Source organism: Curvibacter fontanus, from assembly GCF_054780335.1.
The window spans coordinates 109337-127567 of record NZ_BAAGWN010000004.1 but is presented as its reverse complement, the minus strand read 5'-3'; the positions used below and the strand labels follow the sequence as shown (position 1 = coordinate 127567).

Sequence of the window (18231 nt, the reverse complement as noted above, 5' to 3'; positions counted from 1 at the left end):
CTGGGGCCAGGCCCTGGCGCCCACCGTGCGCGCGTTCAAGGAAACGCCAAACAAGCCCCTGCGTTCGGACTGAGCTTGGCCTCTGCCCCGAGCCGGGTCGAAGGGCTCTACGCGAACGGACTGGTTCAGCGCAAGCTCAGTTCGAAACGCCGCTGGCCCGCTGGGACTTGCCGCGCAGCAGCGGCTCGACCAGCGCCATGGCCTCGCGGCCCGACCAGTCCACCTCGCCGCGCACACGCAGACGCGGCCGGCCCTCGGCATCGATCAGGAGGGTGGTGGGCAGCACATTGGCCCCCCAGGCACGGGCAGCCTCGCTTTGCGGGTCCAGCAGCACCGTGAGGTTCAGGCCGCTGGACTGCAGGTACTGGGCGATACGGCGCGGGCCCTCGCCCACGTTGAGCGCCAGCACCTGCAACTGCTCGGGGCCGTAGATCTCGGCCAGTTGCTGCAGCGAGGGCATCTCGGCGCGGCAGGGCGGGCACCAGGTGGCCCAGAAGTTGAGCACGACGGCACGGCCGCGCAGTTCGGCCAGGGTCCAGGTCTTGCCCTGCATGTCCAGCGCCTGCAGCGCGGGGGCCGGTCGGTTGGCCGGCCAGGGGGTCACGTCGTAGCCGCGCTGCGCGAGCGCCGGAAGCGTCACTGCACCGAGAGCCCAGCCGAGAAGCGTGCGGCGGTCCATCAGATCTTCCCGGCCACCCAGCCCTGCACGCTGGCCAGGGCCGCGCCGAGCCTGCTCGCGTCGGTGCCGCCGGCCATGGCCATGTCGGGTTTGCCACCGCCCTTGCCGCCGACCTGCTGGGCCACGAAGTTGACCAGCTCGCCGGCTTTCACCTTGGCCACGCTGTCGGCGGTGACGCCGGCCGCCAGCTGCACCTTGTCACCGTCCACGGCCGCCAGCACGATGGCCGCGGTCTTGAGCTTGTCCTTGAGCTTGTCCAGGGTGTCGCGCAGGGTCTTGGCATCCGCCCCTTCCAGGCGAGCGGCCAGCACCTTCAGCCCTTTGACGTCCACGGCCTGGCTCATGAGTTCGTCGCCCTGGCTGGAGGCCAGCTTGCCCTTGAGCGCGGCGATTTCCTTTTCCAGCGCCTTGACCTGGTCCAGCACCAGGCCCAGACGCGCATTGAGTTCCGTGCTCGGCGCCTTGAGCGTGCCGGCGGCCTGCGTCACCGTGTCTTCCAGCTGCTGCAGATAGCTCAGCGCATTGGCGCCGGTCACCGCCTCGATACGGCGCACGCCCGCGGCCACGCCGCCTTCGGCCACCACCTTGAACAGGCCGATGTCACCGGTGCGCTGCACGTGCGTGCCGCCACACAGTTCGCGGCTGGTGCCGATGTCGAGCACGCGCACGGTGTCGCCGTATTTCTCGCCGAAGAGCATCATGGCGCCGGTCTTCTGCGCCGACTCGATGTCCATCAGGCGGGCCTGGGTGGCGCTGTTGGCCAGGATCTCGGCGTTGACCAATTTCTCGATCTCGCGAATCTGCGTTTCGGTCACCGGCGCGTTGTGCGCGAAGTCGAAGCGGGTGCGCTCGGCGTTCACCAGCGAACCCTTCTGCTGCACATGGCTGCCCAGCACCTCGCGCAGGGCCTTGTGCATCAGGTGCGTGACCGAGTGGTTGCGCATGGTGGCCGCGCGCACGCTCAGATTGACCTGGGCCGTCACCGTGTCGCCCACATTGAGCGTGCCTTGCGTCAGCGTGCCATGGTGGCCGTAGACGTCGGCCTTGATCTTTTGCGTGTCATCGACGTTGAAGACCACGAAGGGCATGCCCTCACCCCTGCCCTCTCCCAGGGGGAGAGGGAGTGAAGAGGCTGTTGCTCCCGCGCCCCGAGGGTGGGAAGAAGCGGCTGTTGCTCCCTCGCCCCTCTGGGGAGAGGGCTGGGGTGTGGGGCCGCCAACCAGCAACACCCCCTCGTCACCGACCTGGCCGCCGCTCTCGGCGTAGAAGGGCGTGGTGTCCAGCACCACGACGCCGTTCTGGCCGGCCTTGAGCACGGCGGTGGACGTGCCGTCCACGTACAGCGCGACGATCTTGGCCGACGCTTCGAGCTTCTCGTAGCCCACGAACCGGTTGCCGGCGCCGCTGTACTCCAGGGCCTTGTCCATCTTGAACTTGCCGGCGGCACGGGCCTGGTTCTTCTGCTTGTCCATGGCGGCGGCAAAACCGGCCTCGTCCACGCTGAGGCCGCGCTCGCGGCAGACGTCGGCGGAAAGGTCCAGCGGGAAGCCGTAGGTGTCGTGCAGCTTGAAGGCCACCTCGCCCGGCAGCACCTTGGCGTTGGCCAGGGCAGCGTCCAGGATTTCCATGCCATTGGCCAGGGTCTCGTAGAAGCGTTCTTCCTCGGCCTTGAGCACCTCGGTGATGCGCTGCTCCTGCTCCTTGAGACGCGGGTAGGCATCGCCCATCTGGCGCACCAGCTCGGCCACCAGCTTGTGGAAGAAGGGCTTCTTCTGGCCCAGCTTGTAGCCATGGCGGATGGCGCGGCGCACGATGCGACGCTGCACATAACCGCGGCCTTCGTTGCTGGGAATCACGCCGTCGCTGACCAGGAAGGCGGTGGCGCGGATGTGGTCGGCGATGACCTTGAGCGAGGGGTTCGTCAGGTCTTGCGTACCGGTCTCGCGGCCGGCGGCCTGGATCAGCGCGGCGAAGATGTCGATCTCGTAGTTGCTGTGCACATGCTGCAGGATGGCGGCCAGGCGCTCCAGGCCCATACCGGTGTCCACGCAGGGGGCCGGCAGGGGCGTGACGGTGCCGGTCTCGTCCATGTTGAACTGCATGAACACGTTGTTCCAGATCTCGATGTAGCGGTCGCCGTCTTCATCGGGGCTGCCCGGGGGACCACCGGCGATGTGGTCGCCGTGGTCGTAGAAGATCTCCGAGCAGGGGCCGCAGGGACCGGTGTCGGCCATCATCCAGAAGTTGTCGCTCTTGTAGCGCCCGCCCTTGTTGTCGCCGATGCGGATCACGCGCTCGGGGGGCAGGCCGATTTCCTTGGTCCAGATGTCGTAAGCCTCGTCGTCCTCTTCGTACACGGTGGCCAGCAGGCGTTCCTTGGGCAGCTTGTAGACCTCGGTCAGCAGCTCCCAGGCCCATTTCAGGCTCTCGCGCTTGAAGTAGTCGCCGAAGCTCCAGTTGCCCAGCATCTCGAAGAAGGTGTGGTGGCGCGCGGTGTAGCCCACGTTCTCCAGGTCGTTGTGCTTGCCGCCGGCGCGCAGGCAGGCCTGAACGGACGCGGCACGCACATAGCTGCGCTTGTCGCTGCCCAGGAACACGTCCTTGAACTGCACCATGCCCGAGTTGGTGAACATCAGCGTGGGGTCGTTGCCCGGCACCAGGGGGCTGGAGGGCACGACGGTGTGGCCCTTGGCGGCAAAGAAGTCCAGAAAGGTCTTGCGGATGTCGGCAACGGAGATGACGGGTAGGCTCATGGTTTTCCAGGACGGGGCTGCCGCTCCCCCGGGGACTGCGGCACGCACGTAACTGCTTGATTTATTTGAACTATCGATTATAAGTTTGAGGGCCTGCCGGACTGGCTGTCGCCCCTGTGATGCCCCCACACGCGACTCACTGGCAAAATCAGCCGCCACGCCCCACACAACCACCGAAGAGACACACCATGGACATGAAGACCTCCCCCCTGGCCCTGCTCAAGGACCCTTCCCTGCTCAAGACCGACGCGCTGATCAACGGCCAGTGGGTCAAGGGTGCGGGCGCCAAACGCTTCGATGTGCTGGACCCGTCCAACGGCAGCAAGCTGGCCGACGTGGCCAATCTGGGCCCGGCCGACGCCGAGGCCGCCATCAAGGCCGCCAACGCCGCCTGGCCGGCCTGGCGCGCCCAAACCGGCCGCGAGCGCAGCGCCATCCTGCGCAGGTGGTTCGACCTGCTCATGGCCAACCGCGAGGACCTGGCCCGCATCATGACGGCCGAGCAGGGCAAGCCTTTTCCCGAAGCCAAGGGCGAGGTCAGCTACGGCGCGAGCTTCGTCGAGTGGTTTGCCGAGGAAGCCAAACGCGTCAACGGCGAGACCCTGCCCTCCTGGGACAACAACCGCCGCCTCATGGTCATCAAGCAGCCCATCGGCGTCTGCGCGGCCATCACGCCCTGGAACTTTCCCCTGGCCATGATCACGCGCAAGGTCGCCCCGGCCCTGGCCGCGGGCTGCCCCGTCATCATCAAGCCGGCCGAACTCACGCCGCTCACGGCCCTGGCCGCGGCCGAGCTGGCCGTGCGCGCCGGCATCCCGGCCGGTGTGGTGAACATCATCACCGCCGACAGCGAGAACTCCATCGCCGTGGGCAAGGTCTTCTGCGCCAGCGAGACCGTGCGCCACATCAGCTTCACCGGTTCCACCGAAGTGGGCCGCATCCTGATGGCGCAGAGCGCCCCGACGGTCAAGAAGCTGAGCCTGGAGCTGGGCGGCAACGCACCCTTCATCGTGTTTGACGATGCCGACATCGACTCGGCCGTCGAAGGCGCCATGGCCAGCAAGTACCGCAACGCCGGCCAGACCTGCGTCTGCGCCAACCGCATCTATGTGCAGGACGGCGTCTACGACGAGTTCGTCAAGAAGTTCGCGGCCAAGGTCAAGGAAGTGAAGGTCGGCAACGGTTTCGAGGACGGCGTCTCGCAAGGCCCGCTGATCGAGGACGCCGCCGTGGAAAAAGTGCAGCGCCATGTGGCCGACGCCGTGGCCAAGGGCGGCAAGGTCGTGGTCGGCGGAAGACGCCTGCAGGGCCAGTTCTTCGAGCCCACCGTGCTCTCCGAAGCCAAGGCCCATATGCTCTGCGCCACCGAGGAAACCTTCGGCCCCTTCGCCCCGGTGTTCCGCTTCAAGACCGAGCAGGAAGTGGTGGAAGCCGCCAACAACACCATCTTCGGCCTGGCCACCTACTTCTACACCCGTGACGTGGGCCGCATCTTCCGCGTCAGCGAGGCGCTGGAGTACGGCATGGTGGGCATCAACGTCGGCGTGCTGGCCACCGAGCACGTGCCCTTCGGCGGCGTCAAGCAATCCGGCCTGGGCCGCGAAGGCTCGCACCACGGCATGGACGACTACGTGGAACTGAAGTACCTCTGCCTGGGCGACATCCTCAAGTAAACTACGCACCGCAGCAAAAAATCTGCGGGTGTCGTTCAATGGCAGGACTCTTGCTTCCCAAGCAAATAACGTGGGTTCGATTCCCATCACCCGCTCCAAATTAAAAACGGCCCTCAAGGGGCCGTTTTTAATTTGGCGGGCGATGCGGAATCGACCCACTGGCTCGGTCGGAACAGTCCAGTGGACTGTTCTGGACGTGGCGCAGCCACGGTCGCGCAGCGATGAAATTGCAAGCAGCGCAGCGTTGCGCGCAATTTCACATTCCCATCACCTGTAGCCGAGCCAACCCTCTACCCGCGCACGCCAACATCCTCCGCCCCCATGAAGAACCCGACCGCCCTCTCCACCACCTCGGGCACGATCACATGGCCCCCCTCAAAAGGCAGCAGCGTGAGATCGACACCCTCCTCCAGCAAACGCAAGGCATGCGGCCGGGTACTGGTCTCAAACGGCAGCTGCCTGTCAGACCGCCCGTGCGCGATGAACACCCGCGGTGAGCCGTGGCGCGTGAAGGTGTTCATGAACCCCGCCGACAGGGCGATCACATGGCTGACCACGTCGCCATTGCTCAATCCGACCGACAACGCGTAGCTCCCGCCATCGGAAAACCCCGCGAAGGCCAGGTGGCCCGGATCCAGGTGGAAATGCGAGGCCACCTGCAACAGCGCGGCGTCCAGCCGCTCCAGATCCGGCCCGTGGCCCCCGATCACGATGTCCCAGGTCGGGAACATGGACTGCGGCGCCAGCAGCAGGAAACGCCGGGCGCGGGCCCAGCGCACCAGATGGGGCAAAACCTTGTTGGCCTCCCCGCCCGCACCGTGGAACATCACGAGCAGGGCAACGGGCCGGTCCGGGGCCAGCCCCTCGGGCACGACCAGCACGGCCTCACGCCCTTCGGAGAATTGCAGCGCATGACGGCCTGGCGGCAGTGGCGCTTCGGTGGGGGGCGATGGCAGCCGGAACGCCATGCGTCCCAGCAGGGCTGCACCCATCAGGTTCGGATCCAACATCAAAGTTCTCCAACGGCATTGGTGCACAGCATGAACGGTTCCCACGTAGTCCGTGCGCAGCAAGGGCTATTCGCCTTCCAGATAATCACTCGAAACACAGGAGACCCCATGCTGATCCAACTGACCTACGCCAGCCACTCTGCCCGCACCCTCGGCCCCGCCGATGTGAAAGACATTCTGCAGGCCTCGCAACGCAACAACGCGGCTGTTGGCGTGACCGGTGCACTTTGCCTGTCCAACGGCCTCTTCCTGCAGCAGCTCGAGGGCGACCGTGATGTGGTCAACCGGGTCTATCTGCGCATCCTGAAGGACAGCCGCCATACCGAGCCGTCCATTCTGGACTTTGGCGAGATCGCCTCGCGTCGCTTCAGCAACTGGAACATGGGACTGATCTCCTCGCTGGCCGAAAACCGCCAGATCTTCCTGAAGTATTCGCGAAAATCCGAGTTCGATCCCTACAACATGAGCCCGTCTTCGCTGCGCGGCTTCTTCGACGAGATCGTGCAGGGCGGTGTGCGCTGGATCGGGTGAGTCAGAAAAGGGAGTTGAGCGCGCAGGCCGGGCGCTCAAGAAGAAACTGGCGCCGCTGGCCGAGGACACCGACCGCATCAGCAGCCGGGGCGTCATGCCGGAAGAGCTGCCCACGACCCGCAAAGTCCTGCTGAAGATGAAAAAGAAAAGGCCCCGACGGGGCCTTTTCCTGGAGCTGTCGGCACTCAGACCAGCGGCACACCCGTCTTGGACTGGATGAACTCGCGCGTCACGCCCGGGGCCAGCTCCACCAGCTTGAGGCCTTGCGGGGTGATGTCCATCACGCCCAGGTCGGTGATGATGCGGTCGATCACGGCCTTGCCGGTCAGCGGCAGCGTGCATTCGGGAATGATCTTGAAGTCTTCCGTGCCGTCCTTCTTCCTGGCCACGTGTTCCATCAGCACGATGCAGCGCGCCACACCGGCCACCAGGTCCATCGCGCCGCCCATGCCCTTGACCATCTTGCCGGGGATCATCCAGTTGGCCAGGTCACCCTTGCCGCTGACCTGCATGGCGCCCAGGATGGACAGGTTGATCTTGCCGCCGCGGATCATGGCGAAGCTCTCGTGGCTGCCGAAGATGCTCGTGCCCTTGATGGTGGTGACGGTCTGCTTGCCCGCATTGATCAGGTCGGGGTCCACCTGGTCCTCGGTCGGGAAGGGGCCGATGCCCAGCATGCCGTTCTCGCTCTGCAGCCAGACCTCCATGTCGGCCGGCACGAAGTTGGCCACCAGCGTGGGCATGCCGATGCCCAGGTTCACGTAGAAGCCGTCCTGCAGTTCCTTGGCCGCGCGCGCGGCCATCTGGTCTTGGGTCCAGGGCATGGTCAGGCTCCTGCTTTCTCGGTGAGGGTTCTTTTCTCGATGCGCTTTTCGGGGGACGCATTGAGCACGATGCGGTGCACATAGATGCCGGGCAGGTGCACGTCGTCGGGCGCCAGTTCGCCGGTCTCCACGATCTTCTCCACCTCGACGATGCAGACCTTGCCGGCCATGGCGGCGGCCGGGTTGAAGTTGCGCGCCGTCAGGTTGAAACGCAGATTGCCCGAGCGGTCGGCGACGTCGGCCTTGACCAGAGCCACGTCGGGCAGCAGGGCACGCTCCATCACATAGGTCTCGCCGTCGAATTCGCGCAGTTCCTTGCCCTCGGCCACCACCGTGCCCACGCCGGTCTTGGTGAAAAAGGCCGGGATGCCCGCGCCGCCGGCGCGCAGCTTCTCGGCCAGCGTACCCTGGGGGGTGAACTCCAGGGCCAGCTCGCCGGCCAGGTACTGACGCTCGAACTCCTTGTTCTCGCCGACGTAGCTGGAGATCATTTTCTTGATCTGCCGCGTCTGCAGCAGCTTGCCCAGGCCGAAATCATCCACGCCGGCGTTGTTGGAAATGGCGGTCAGGTCCTTGATACCGGCAGCACGCACGGCGTCGATCAGGGCCTCGGGGATGCCGCACAGGCCGAAGCCGCCCACGGCAATCAGCTGGCCGTCGCGGACCACCCCCTGGATGGCGGCAGCCGCACTCGGGTACACCTTGTTCACGCTGTTCTCCTTTTAAAAATATTCAAAGCAGCAGACCCGCAACCATACTACCTACCAATATACGTAGTTATGCCTAAAATCCCTGCCCTATGGACATCGACTTCCGCCTCGCCTTCGAACTCGCCCCCATCGGCATGGTGCTTTCGCGCAACCGTATCATCATGGACTGCAACCGTCACGTCTGCGAGATGTTCGGCGCCAGCCGCGAAGAGCTGGTGGGCCAGTCCTTCCTGGTGCTCTACCCCAGCGCCGACGAATTCGAGCGCACCGGCGCGCGCATCACCCCCATCATGAACCGCCAGGGCAGTTATGCGGACAACCGCATCATGAAACGGGTCGATGGCCGTTTCAAGGGGGAGATCTTCTGGTGCCACGTCACCGGCCGCGCGCTGGACCCGGCCGAACCCCACGGCCCCGGCATCTGGACCTTCGAAGACCTCAGCTCGCGCCGTCCCGTGCGGGCCGAGCTCACGGCCCGCGAACGCGAGGTGGCCGCCCACCTGCTGGAGGGCCTGACCTCCAAGGAGATCGGCAAGGCCCTGTCCATCAGCTACCGCACGGTGGAGATCTACCGAGCCCGCCTGATGCGCAAGTACAAGGCCAGCACCACGGCCGATCTGGTGCACAAGCTCACCGCCGGCTGATTTCGCCATGACCACCCCCACCACACCCCTGCGCCTGCTGCTGCTCGGCGCCACCGGCGCCGTCGGCCGCGAGGTGCTGGCCGCCGCCCTGGCCGATCCGCGCGTCGCCCAGCTGATCGCGCCCACGCGCCGGCCCCTGCCGCCGCATCCCAAACTGCTCAACCCCGTGATCGACTCCGCCCCCCTGCCCGCTGACGCACCCTGGTGGCAGGTGGACGCCGTCATCTGCGCCCTGGGCAGCACGATCAAGATCGCCGGCTCCCAGGCGGCCTTTGCCGCGGTGGACCGCGACCTGCCCATCGAGATGGGCCGGCTGGCCCGCGCCGCCGGCGCCAGCCGCTACGCGCTCACCTCCGCTCTGGGCAGCAGCCCGCGCGGCAACTTCTACCTGCGCACCAAGGCCGAGACCGAAGCCGGCATCCGCGCCCTGGGCTACCCGGTCTACACGGTCGTGCGTCCCTCGCTGATCGAGGCCGAGCGCGAGCAAAAGCGCCCCGGTGAACAGATCGGCCTGCGCGTTGCCCGCGTCCTGGGCCCGCTGATCCCGCGCCGTTACCGGCCCGTGCCAGCGGCGCGCATCGCCCAGGCCCTGCTGGCCGGTGTGCTGCGCGTACAGCCGGGTGAGCAGGTCGTCGAATCGGAAGCGCTGCAGCCCTGAGCCGACAGCCTCGCAGGCTGCATGATTTCTTCATCGCTCTGGCCTCTGTTGCGGCCTGGCGCAATGGCGCGAGGGCGAGAATGCTGAATCCCTGCTGCGGCGCGCCGACCGGGCCCTTCACGGCGCCAAGGCAGCGGGCCGCAACAGCGGGTTTGCCGCACTCGCTGCCTGAGCCCGGCATATCCCGACTCACAGCGGGGTTGTAGCCGTTCCGTTCCGCATCTCAAGTTCAGATGGCAGAATGTCTCCGTACTCACTCGCGTGGGGCACAGGGAGACAGAGACTGTGAGATTGAACTCCAGCTTTGAAGCCAAGGTGCTGGCCGCCTTTGCGACCGCCATGCTGGTGGTCGCAGGCTTCGCTGTGGCCACCTGGAAACTCGCACATGACGCCGGGCAGGCAGCGCAGTGGGTGGCGTACACGCACGGGATCATCGACAACCTGGCCCGCGTGCGGGGCGACACCCTCCAGATCGAGTTCAGCACCCAGAGCTTCCGGATCACGGGTGATCCGGCCCGGCTTGTCGAGCGCGATGCCGCCATCGTCACGCGCGAAAACTTGCTGAGCCGGCTGCAGCAGCTCACCCTCGACAACACCGAACAACAAAGACGCTGGGCCCGGCTGCGCGAGGTCATCAATCAGCGCCTCGCGATTTCCCGGGAGGTCGAGTTGCTGCGCAAGAGCCGGGGCGAGGCGGCGGCCAACGCCTACGTCGCCACCGCGCCGCTGCAGGAAACACGTACGCGCACCTACCGGCTGCTGCACGAGATGGAAAACGAGGAACTGCAGTTGCTGGACGAACGCAATGCCGAGTACCTGGAGGCACGCCAGAACCTGGTGGCCGCGGGGGCGATCGTCGCCCTGCTGCTCTTCGTGCTGCTGAGCGGCGCCTACGTCCTGATCCGGCGTCAGCTGCGCGAAACCGAGGCCAGCCAGCGCGCACTGGTCCAGAGCGAGGAAAACCTGGCCATCACCCTGCATTCGATCGGCGACGCCGTGCTGGTGACCAATGCGCAGGGGCGAATCACACGCATGAACCCGGTGGCCGAGCAGCTCACCGGCTGGCCCCAGGAACAGGCGCTGGGGCGCCCCATCGCCGAGGTCTTCCACATCGTCCATGAAACAACACGCGAGCCGGCCGAGGTGCCGGTCACCCAGGTTCTCGCCACGGGCGAAATCCGGGGTCTCGCCAACCACACCGCGCTCATCGCGCGTGACGGGCGCGAACACCCCATTGCCGACAGCGCGGCGCCGATACGCAATCCCGCAGGCCAGATCAGCGGCGTCGTGCTGGTCTTTCGCGACGTCAGCGCCGAGCGCCAGGCGCAGCGCACGATCCGCCAGCAGAACGAGCTGCTGGAGCAGCGCGTAGAGGAGCGCACCACCCAGTTGCGCGAGAGCGAGGACCATCTGCGCAGCATCATCAACGCCGTGCCCGTGCTGATCGCCTATGTCGACGCAGAGCAGCGCTACGTCTACGTGAACGACCAGTACCGGCAGCGTTTTGCCCCCGACCATCAGGACATCACCGGCAGAACGGTGCGGGAAATCCTGGGCGAGGAACGCTATGCCTACGCCCGCCCCATGATCACAAAAGTGCTGCGGGGACAGCCGCAAAGCTATGACTGGGAGCCTTTTTCCGGCGTCTGGCAAGCCATCAGCTACGTCCCGCGCAGCGACGCCTCCACCCAGGCGGGTGCTTACTACGTCCTGGGCACGGACATCAGCGAACGCAAGCGGGCCGAGGCCGAGATCAGCAAACTCAACACCGAACTGGCCCGGCGACTCGACGATCTCGAGCATGTGAGCCGCGCCCTTCGGACCCTGAGTGCGGGCAACCGCGTCATGGTCCGGGCCACCGAGAAGCTGGACCTTCTGAACAGCATGTGCGAGGTCATTGTCACCCGGGGCGGCTACCGTTTCGCCGCCGTCTGGTACTGCAACGACGACGCCGAACGCTCCATGCGTCTGATGGCCCAGAGTGGTTACCCCGACGGCAGCGAAGCACTTGCCGCGCTGGCGCCGAGCTGGGCCGACAACGAGCGCGGCCGCAGCGTCATCGGCGCGGCGGTGCGCAGCGGCCACCCCACCGTGGCCCGCGACCTGTCCAGCAACCCGGCCTACGCGCCGTGGCGTGCGCACCTGTTCGGCGTGACTGCCGGGCTGGCCTGCCCGCTGCACGTCGGCGGCAAGGTCATCGGCGCCCTGTCCATCTACTCGGAAAACGCCGAGGCCTTCAACGACAAGGAAGTCGCCCTGCTGACCGAGCTGGCCGACGACCTGGCTTTCGGCATCGCCACCATGCGCGCACGTATGGAGCAGCGGCGCACCCAGGAGGCCATGCAGCACCTGACGCACCACGACACGCTGACCGGCCTGCCGAACGAGACGCAGTTCACCGAACTGCTGACGACCGCCATTCAGCAAGGCCAGCACGGCGGCCAGCCCTTCGCCCTGCTGCAGACGAACATCGAACGCCTGGGCGAGATCAACGATGCCCTCGGCTTCAGCCAGGGCGACCAGCTGCTGCGCGAATTCGGCATGCGCCTGAGCCATGCCGTGCCCGCCGGCGCCACGGTGGCGCGCCTGCGCGGCGACGAATTCGCCGTGCTCCTCCCCGGCGACGCCGATGCCGCCGACGCCCTGGTCCGGCAGCTGGAAAACGCGCTGGCGCCGCCGTTCGCGATCGCCGACATCGCGCTCGGCGTGCAGGTCAAGATCGGGGTCGTCCTGTTCCCCGCACACGGACTGACCCCGCACGACCTGTTCCGTCACATGGACATGGCCATGCGCCAGGCCAAGAAATGCGGCCAGGGCCATGCCGTTTTCGATCCGCTCCAGAATCCCAACCCCTCGCAGCGCCTGACCTTCGCCGGCGAGTTGCGCCGGGCCATCGAAGGCGGCGACCTGGAACTCCACCTGCAACCCAAGGTGGACATGGCAACCGGCCGCATCTGCGGCGCCGAAGGGCTGGTGCGCTGGCCGCACGCCACGCGTGGCCTGATCCTGCCGGGCGAATTCATCGATCTGGCCGAACACACCGGCCTGATCCGGCCGCTGACCGAATGGGTCATGGAAACGGCCTTCCGCCTCAACCACGCCTGGACCCGACAAGGCTGCGCCTTGCCCATTGCCGTCAACCTCTCGGCGCGCAATCTGCGCGAGGACCAGCTGCTCGAGCGCATCCGGCAGTTGCAGGCCACCTGGCCCCTGGACCCCGGTCTGATCGAGATCGAGATCACCGAAAGCACGGTGATGGAAGACGCCGAGTTCGCACTGCGCGTCCTGCACGGTCTGCGCGGGCAAGGCATCCCGCTTTATATCGACGACTTCGGCACCGGTTATTCCTCGCTCAGCTACCTGCAGAAACTGCCCGTGGACTGCATCAAGATCGACAAGTCCTTCGTGCACGACATGACGGTCAGCAAGGACTCCCTGCTGATCGTGCGCTCCACCATCGACCTGGCCCACGACATCGGGCGCAAGGTGGTGGCCGAGGGCGTCGAGACCCGCCAGCACTGGGAACAACTGGCCGCCCTGGGCTGTGACATGGCCCAGGGATATTTCATCGCCCACCCCATGCCGGCCGAAGCCTTCCCGGCCTGGGTGCGCGACTACCAGGCGCCGGCGCCGGTCACCAGGCGCAGCTGAGTCGCAAGGCGGGCAGGACAATGACCGGAACTTCCCCGCCAAAGCCCGCATGAACCGCTACCCCCACCCCGAGCTCTATCTGATGGGGCGCCTGCCCAAGGCCAGGTCATGAAACATTCAGGGTCCGCCCGTGCGCACCATGCCAGCTGTCCAGTACGGCAAGACAGCAGGGAAGCTCGGCATGGGGATTACGCGCCCTGAAATATCGGTGGGTCCTGAAACAGATTTTCTGATATTCTGATCTTGCCATCCAGACCTGCGCTCTCGTTGGCCAGGCCCCAGCTGCCTCAAGACGATGCGGGGTTGGGACCAGGGCTTGTGAGCCGTCCGCCCGGCTGGGGCCATCACACAGTCAGGAGACCCGTGAACATCAGCCAGTCACGTTGGACACCGGAGACAGGGTGGGAAACACCGGATGCCCGCGCACGCGAGGCCGCTCTGGTGCTGGTTTTCTCCAGCGCGGACTACTTTCGCCAGCCCGCGTGCTATGAAGACCTGCGCGGCATGTTCCCGAGCGCCCATATCGTGGGCTGCAGCTCCAGCGGCGACATCCATGGCACCCAAATTGGTGACGGCGACATGGTGGTCACCGCGGTCCGCTTCGACAAAGGGCACGCGCAATTGGTGCATGCCCAGGCCCTGCCCGGCCAGGACCTGCAGGCGATCGCCAGCGGCCTCATGGACCGCTTGAAAGCCGAGGACTTGCAACACGCCTTCGCCTTGTCCGACGGACTGTCGGTCAATGGCAGCGACCTGGCCACCGGACTCAACCTCGCCGGCATTCCCGTGACGGGTGGGCTGGCGGGCGATGGCACACACTTTGCCAGCACCTGGGTGATGGCCGATGCGCCGGCCGCCCAGAATCTGGTGGCCGTCCTTGGCTTTTATGGCGACATGACTGTGCGCAGCGGCTGCGCCGCAGGCTGGCGCGAATTCGGCGCGGAGCGACTGGTCAGCCGATCCAGCGGCAACGTGGTCTATGAAATCGACCACCAGCCAGCCCTGGCGGTCTACTCCAAATACCTCGGTGAGATGGCCACGGAATTGCCCAGCAGCGGTCTGCGCTTCCCGCTGTCCATCCGCGCCAGCGAAAAGGACAAACCCGTGATCCGGACGCTGCTGGCGGTCGATGCCGTCGCACAAAGCCTGACCTTCGCGGGTGACGTGCCGCAAGGCCACTACTGCCGGCTCATGAAAACCGACATCGACGCCCTGATCGACGCCTCCGGTGTGGCAACCCAGGAAGCGCTTGCCCAAACCGAGGGCCGACCCAGCCTGTGTCTGGTGGTCAGCTGCGTCGGCCGTCGCCTGGTGCTGGGCCAGCTGACCGAGGAGGAACTCGACATCATGCGCGAGGGCCTCGGCCCGGCCGCGGTCATCGCCGGTTTTTATTCCTACGGCGAATTGGCCCCCTTCAAAGACGTGGCCAGGTGTGAGCTGCACAACCAGACCATGACGCTGACCACCTTGACCGAATAGATGAGATGGGCTCCACCCCTGCAGCGTCAGCCGGACCGCCATACCATCGGCTGCTCCAGCGCCAACTGCGCAACAGCCTGGCGGACGGGGCGATGCCGCCAGGCGAGTGGACCGCGCTGCTGCAAGCTGTCAGCGAGGCCTACCAAGCGGCCGACCGTGACCGCAAGCTGCTCGAGAATGCGCTGGAAGTCAATGCCCAGGAACTGACCGACGCCAACAAGAAGTTGCGCGTGTTCATCGACAATGCCCCGGTCGGCATCGTGATGCTGGACCGGGAAATGCGCTACCTGTTTGCCAGCCAGCGCTGGCTGCGGGATCGCCAGCTGACGATCCAGAACATCGTCGGCAAAAGCCACTACGAGCTCAATCCCACCCTGCCGCAACACTGGCGGGAGGCGCACCGCCGCTGCCTCGAAGGTGCCACCGAAAGCGGCGCGGAAGACCCCTTCGTACGGCCCGACGGCTCGGTGATCTGGACCAAGTGGGAAGTCCGCCCCTGGCTCGATACGCACGGCACGGTGGGCGGCATCATCCTGATGTCCGAGGACATCACCGAGCGCAAGCGCACCGAGGAACAGATGCGCATCGCGGCCGTGGCCTTCCAGTCGCGCGACGGCATGATCGTGACGGACCAGCGCGGCATCATCCTGCAGGTCAACCAGGCCTTCAGCGAGGTGACCGGCTACGGCGCCGAGGAAGCGATCGGCAAGACCGCTTCCTTTCTGCGTTCGGGGCGGCACGATGCCACCTTCTACCGCACCCTGTGGGAGGCGATCATGCGCGAAGGCCATTGGGAGGGCGAGATATGGAACCGGCGCAAGGACGGCGGCATCTATCCCGAGTGGCTGTCGATCTCGGGGGTCAAGAACGGCCACGGTCACATCACCCACTATCTGGGAACCTTCTCCGACATCCGCGAGCCCAGGGAAGCCGAGCGCAAGATCCTGGAGCTCGCGTTCTACGACCCCCTGACCGGCCTGCCCAACCGGCGATTGCTGCTGGACCGCCTGCAGCAGGCCCTGATCGCCAGCACGCGCAACCGCCAGTTCGGCGCCGTGCTGCTGCTGGACCTGGACCACTTCAAGACGGTCAATGACACGCGCGGCCACGATGTGGGAGACCAGCTCCTCATCGAGATCGCGCGCCGTCTGCGCACCACCCTGCGCGAAACAGACTCGGCCGCCAGACTCGGCGGCGATGAGTTCGTGGTGCTGTTCGAAGGGCTCAACGAGGACAAGATGGCCGCGGCGATCACGGCAGAGGCCATCGCGGAAAAGCTGCGCAGCACCCTGTGCCAGCCCATCACCCTCAAGGGCGAGGTGTACTTCATCACGCCCAGCATGGGGGTGACACTGTTTTGCGGCCAAGGCGAAGGGGGCGACACGCTGCTCAAGCAGGCCGATCTTTCGCTCTACCAGGCCAAGGAAGCGGGGCGCAACGCGATCCGCTTCTACAACCTGGCGATGCAGCAGGCGGTCGACGTGCGGGTTGAAATGGAGGCTGGCTTGCGCCGCGCACTGAGCCATGGTGAGTTTGCCCTCAACTACCAGCCTCAAGTGGATGCCGACCAGCGCCTCGTGGGCGTCGAAGCCCTGCTGCGCTGGCATCCACCCGGTCTGGCGATGGTGTCGCCCATGACCTTCATCCCCTTTGCCGAGGCCTGCGGGCTGATTGTGCCCATCGGCCGCTGGGTGCTGGAAACCGCCTGCCAGCAGCTCGCGGCCTGGGCCCGCGACCCGGCCCTGCGCAAGCTGCATGTGTCGGTCAACATCAGCGCCCGCCAGTTCCGTCAGCCCGATTTCATCGACCAGGTCCGCACGACCCTGCAGCGCAGCGGGGCCAGGGCGGCCGGCCTGGTGCTGGAGTTGACCGAGAGTCTGTTGCTGGACGATGTGGAGAAGGTGATCCAGACCATGCAATCCCTCAAGGCCATGGGCGTCGGTTTTTCCATCGACGACTTCGGCACCGGCTACTCCTCGCTGACCTACCTCAAGCGCCTGCCGCTGGACCAGATCAAGATCGACCAGAGTTTTGTGCGCGACATCGTCGACGATGCGGACGACCGCGCCATCGTCAAGGCCATCATCTCCCTGGCCACCAGCCTGGGACTGCGGGTGATCGCCGAAGGGGTGGAAACCACGGCCCAGCGGGACCTGCTCGTGGCCAGCGGCTGCGAGATCCACCAGGGCTATCTCTATGGCCGGCCCGTGCTGGCGGACCAGATCGGTGAACGGCCCCTGCCGGGGGCGCCCTCGTGATATCGGGTTTCGTCGCCCCCTGGCTTTCGAAGGTGCAGGGTATCGTTGACGTGATGGGTCGCGTGCCCCGGGAACGCGAATCCCGAAGAATTCGTGAAGAAATTCGGCAGCGCATCCATTGGCCACTCCTAGAATCAGGCCCTGTTCTCAATCCTGGAATTTGCACATGATCTTCGTCACCGGCGGCGCGGGCTACATCGGCAGCCACACCTGCATCGAACTGCTGCAGGCAGGCCATGAGGTCACGGTCTACGACAATTTTTCCAACAGCAACCCGGAGTCCATCCGGCGCGTGGAGCAGATCACCGGCCGTGCGGTGCATCTGGTGCAGGGCGACCTACGCGACAAGGCGGCCCTGACGGCCGCCCTGCGAAGCAGCCAGGCCGATGCGGTGATCCATTTTGCCGGGCTCAAGGCCGTCGGCGAATCCGTGGCCCAGCCCCTGCACTACTACGACAACAATGTGGTCGGCACGGTCCGCCTGCTGGAGGCCATGGGCGGGGCCCGGGTGCGCAAGCTGGTGTTCAGCTCCTCCGCCACCGTCTACGGCGACCCGGTGCGCCTGCCCCTGACCGAAGACCATCCCCTGTCGGCCACCAATCCCTACGGCCGCACCAAGCTGATGATCGAGGACATGCTGCGCGACCTGCACCGCAGTGACGAGGCCTGGCGCATCGGCATCCTGCGTTACTTCAATCCCATCGGCGCACACGCCAGCGGCCGCATCGGCGAAGACCCGCAGGGCATCCCCAACAACCTCATGCCCTATGTGAGCCAGGTGGCCGCGGGCCGGCGCGACAGGCTGCAGGTCTGGGGCCAGGACTACCCCACCCCGGACGGCACGGGGGTGCGCGACTTCATCCACGTCGTCGACCTCGCCATCGGTCACGTCAAGGCCCTGGCCTACCTCGACCGGCAGGCCGGTTGCACGGCCTTCAACCTGGGCACCGGCCAAGGCTACAGCGTGCTGGAACTGGTTCGGGCCTTCGAGAAGGCCAGTGGCCGGGCCGTGCCCTACCAGTTCGCGGCGCGCCGACCGGGGGATGTGGCCTCCTCCTATGCCTCACCGGAGCTCGCCGCGCGCCTGCTCGACTGGCATCCCCAGCGAGACCTTGATGACATGTGCGTCGACAGCTGGCGCTGGCAGCAGGGCAATCCCGAGGGTTACCGGAACGCTCAAGCATGAGCAGCCCCCGCAGCATGACATGACGTTCAGCGCGCGGATCGGAGATTAAGACCCTTCATCTTTGGGAGGTAATCTCCTGCCGCATGCGTGAACTATGCACTGGAAGACTCCTCAGCACGGAAGTAAACTTACATCCTGTCACACCAGGGAACCCTTTCCATGTCCTCTCGCTCAG

13 protein-coding genes and 1 tRNA gene are annotated in these 18231 nt (G+C 65.9%); 9 read left to right on the top strand and 5 right to left on the bottom strand.

Annotation, left to right across the window (positions count from 1 at the left end):
* Positions 1-136 precede the first annotated feature (136 nt).
* Both ACYVH8_RS02215 and alaS read right to left on the bottom strand, forming a co-directional pair.
* Positions 137-679 (bottom strand): TlpA family protein disulfide reductase, encoded by a 543-nt coding sequence (locus tag ACYVH8_RS02215; RefSeq protein WP_460487246.1) that lies wholly within the window; start codon positions 677-679, stop codon positions 137-139.
* A complete protein-coding gene (gene alaS, locus ACYVH8_RS02210) occupies positions 679-3432 on the bottom strand; it encodes an alanine--tRNA ligase (protein WP_460487245.1) in 2754 nt (917 codons plus the stop codon). The genes ACYVH8_RS02215 and alaS overlap by 1 nt, the downstream gene beginning before the upstream one ends.
* Positions 3433-3620: 188 nt before the next feature.
* Between alaS and ACYVH8_RS02205 the strand changes: the two genes are divergently transcribed.
* On the top strand, positions 3621-5105 hold the full coding sequence (locus tag ACYVH8_RS02205) for an NAD-dependent succinate-semialdehyde dehydrogenase (protein ID WP_460487244.1): 1485 nt from the start codon (positions 3621-3623) through the stop codon (positions 5103-5105).
* A gap of 24 nt (positions 5106-5129) precedes the next feature.
* A tRNA-Gly gene (locus tag ACYVH8_RS02200) sits at positions 5130-5203 on the top strand.
* A 192-nt stretch (positions 5204-5395) separates the two neighbouring features.
* Here ACYVH8_RS02200 and ACYVH8_RS02195 read toward each other — a convergent pair.
* The gene (locus tag ACYVH8_RS02195; protein ID WP_460487243.1) at positions 5396-6115 is read right to left on the bottom strand and encodes an alpha/beta hydrolase; all 720 of its coding nucleotides are present in this window, start codon (positions 6113-6115) and stop codon (positions 5396-5398) included.
* Positions 6116-6223: 108 nt separating this feature from the next.
* On the opposite strand from ACYVH8_RS02195, the gene ACYVH8_RS02190 reads away from it, so the two are divergent.
* Positions 6224-6646 (top strand): BLUF domain-containing protein, encoded by a 423-nt coding sequence (locus ACYVH8_RS02190; protein WP_460487242.1) that lies wholly within the window; start codon positions 6224-6226, stop codon positions 6644-6646.
* A gap of 185 nt (positions 6647-6831) precedes the next feature.
* Here ACYVH8_RS02190 and ACYVH8_RS02185 read toward each other — a convergent pair whose 3' ends face one another.
* Both ACYVH8_RS02185 and ACYVH8_RS02180 read right to left on the bottom strand, forming a co-directional pair.
* Positions 6832-7470 (bottom strand): 3-oxoacid CoA-transferase subunit B, encoded by a 639-nt coding sequence (locus tag ACYVH8_RS02185; RefSeq protein WP_460487241.1) that lies wholly within the window; start codon positions 7468-7470, stop codon positions 6832-6834.
* A gap of 2 nt (positions 7471-7472) precedes the next feature.
* On the bottom strand, positions 7473-8180 hold the full coding sequence (locus ACYVH8_RS02180) for a CoA transferase subunit A (RefSeq protein WP_460487240.1): 708 nt from the start codon (positions 8178-8180) through the stop codon (positions 7473-7475).
* Positions 8181-8269: 89 nt separating this feature from the next.
* On the opposite strand from ACYVH8_RS02180, the gene ACYVH8_RS02175 reads away from it, so the two are divergent.
* The 6 genes from ACYVH8_RS02175 (at position 8270) to galE (ending at position 18056) form a co-directional block, all read left to right on the top strand.
* Positions 8270-8824 carry a helix-turn-helix transcriptional regulator gene (locus ACYVH8_RS02175; protein WP_460487239.1) on the top strand — a complete coding sequence of 185 codons (555 nt, stop codon included), beginning with the start codon at positions 8270-8272 and terminating at the stop codon, positions 8822-8824.
* A gap of 7 nt (positions 8825-8831) precedes the next feature.
* A complete protein-coding gene (locus tag ACYVH8_RS02170) occupies positions 8832-9482 on the top strand; it encodes a Rossmann-fold NAD(P)-binding domain-containing protein (RefSeq protein ID WP_460487238.1) in 651 nt (216 codons plus the stop codon).
* A 285-nt stretch (positions 9483-9767) separates the two neighbouring features.
* On the top strand, positions 9768-13133 hold the full coding sequence (locus ACYVH8_RS02165; protein ID WP_460487237.1) for an EAL domain-containing protein: 3366 nt from the start codon (positions 9768-9770) through the stop codon (positions 13131-13133).
* Positions 13134-13496: 363 nt separating this feature from the next.
* Positions 13497-14612: an FIST signal transduction protein gene (locus ACYVH8_RS02160; RefSeq protein WP_460487236.1), complete on the top strand. Its 1116-nt coding sequence runs from the start codon at positions 13497-13499 to the stop codon at positions 14610-14612.
* Positions 14613-14704: 92 nt separating this feature from the next.
* On the top strand, positions 14705-16870 hold the full coding sequence (locus ACYVH8_RS02155; protein ID WP_460487235.1) for a putative bifunctional diguanylate cyclase/phosphodiesterase: 2166 nt from the start codon (positions 14705-14707) through the stop codon (positions 16868-16870).
* 166 nt (positions 16871-17036) lie between these two features.
* Positions 17037-18056 carry a UDP-glucose 4-epimerase GalE gene (galE, locus tag ACYVH8_RS02150; protein WP_460487234.1) on the top strand — a complete coding sequence of 340 codons (1020 nt, stop codon included), beginning with the start codon at positions 17037-17039 and terminating at the stop codon, positions 18054-18056.
* Positions 18057-18231: the final 175 nt, after the last annotated feature.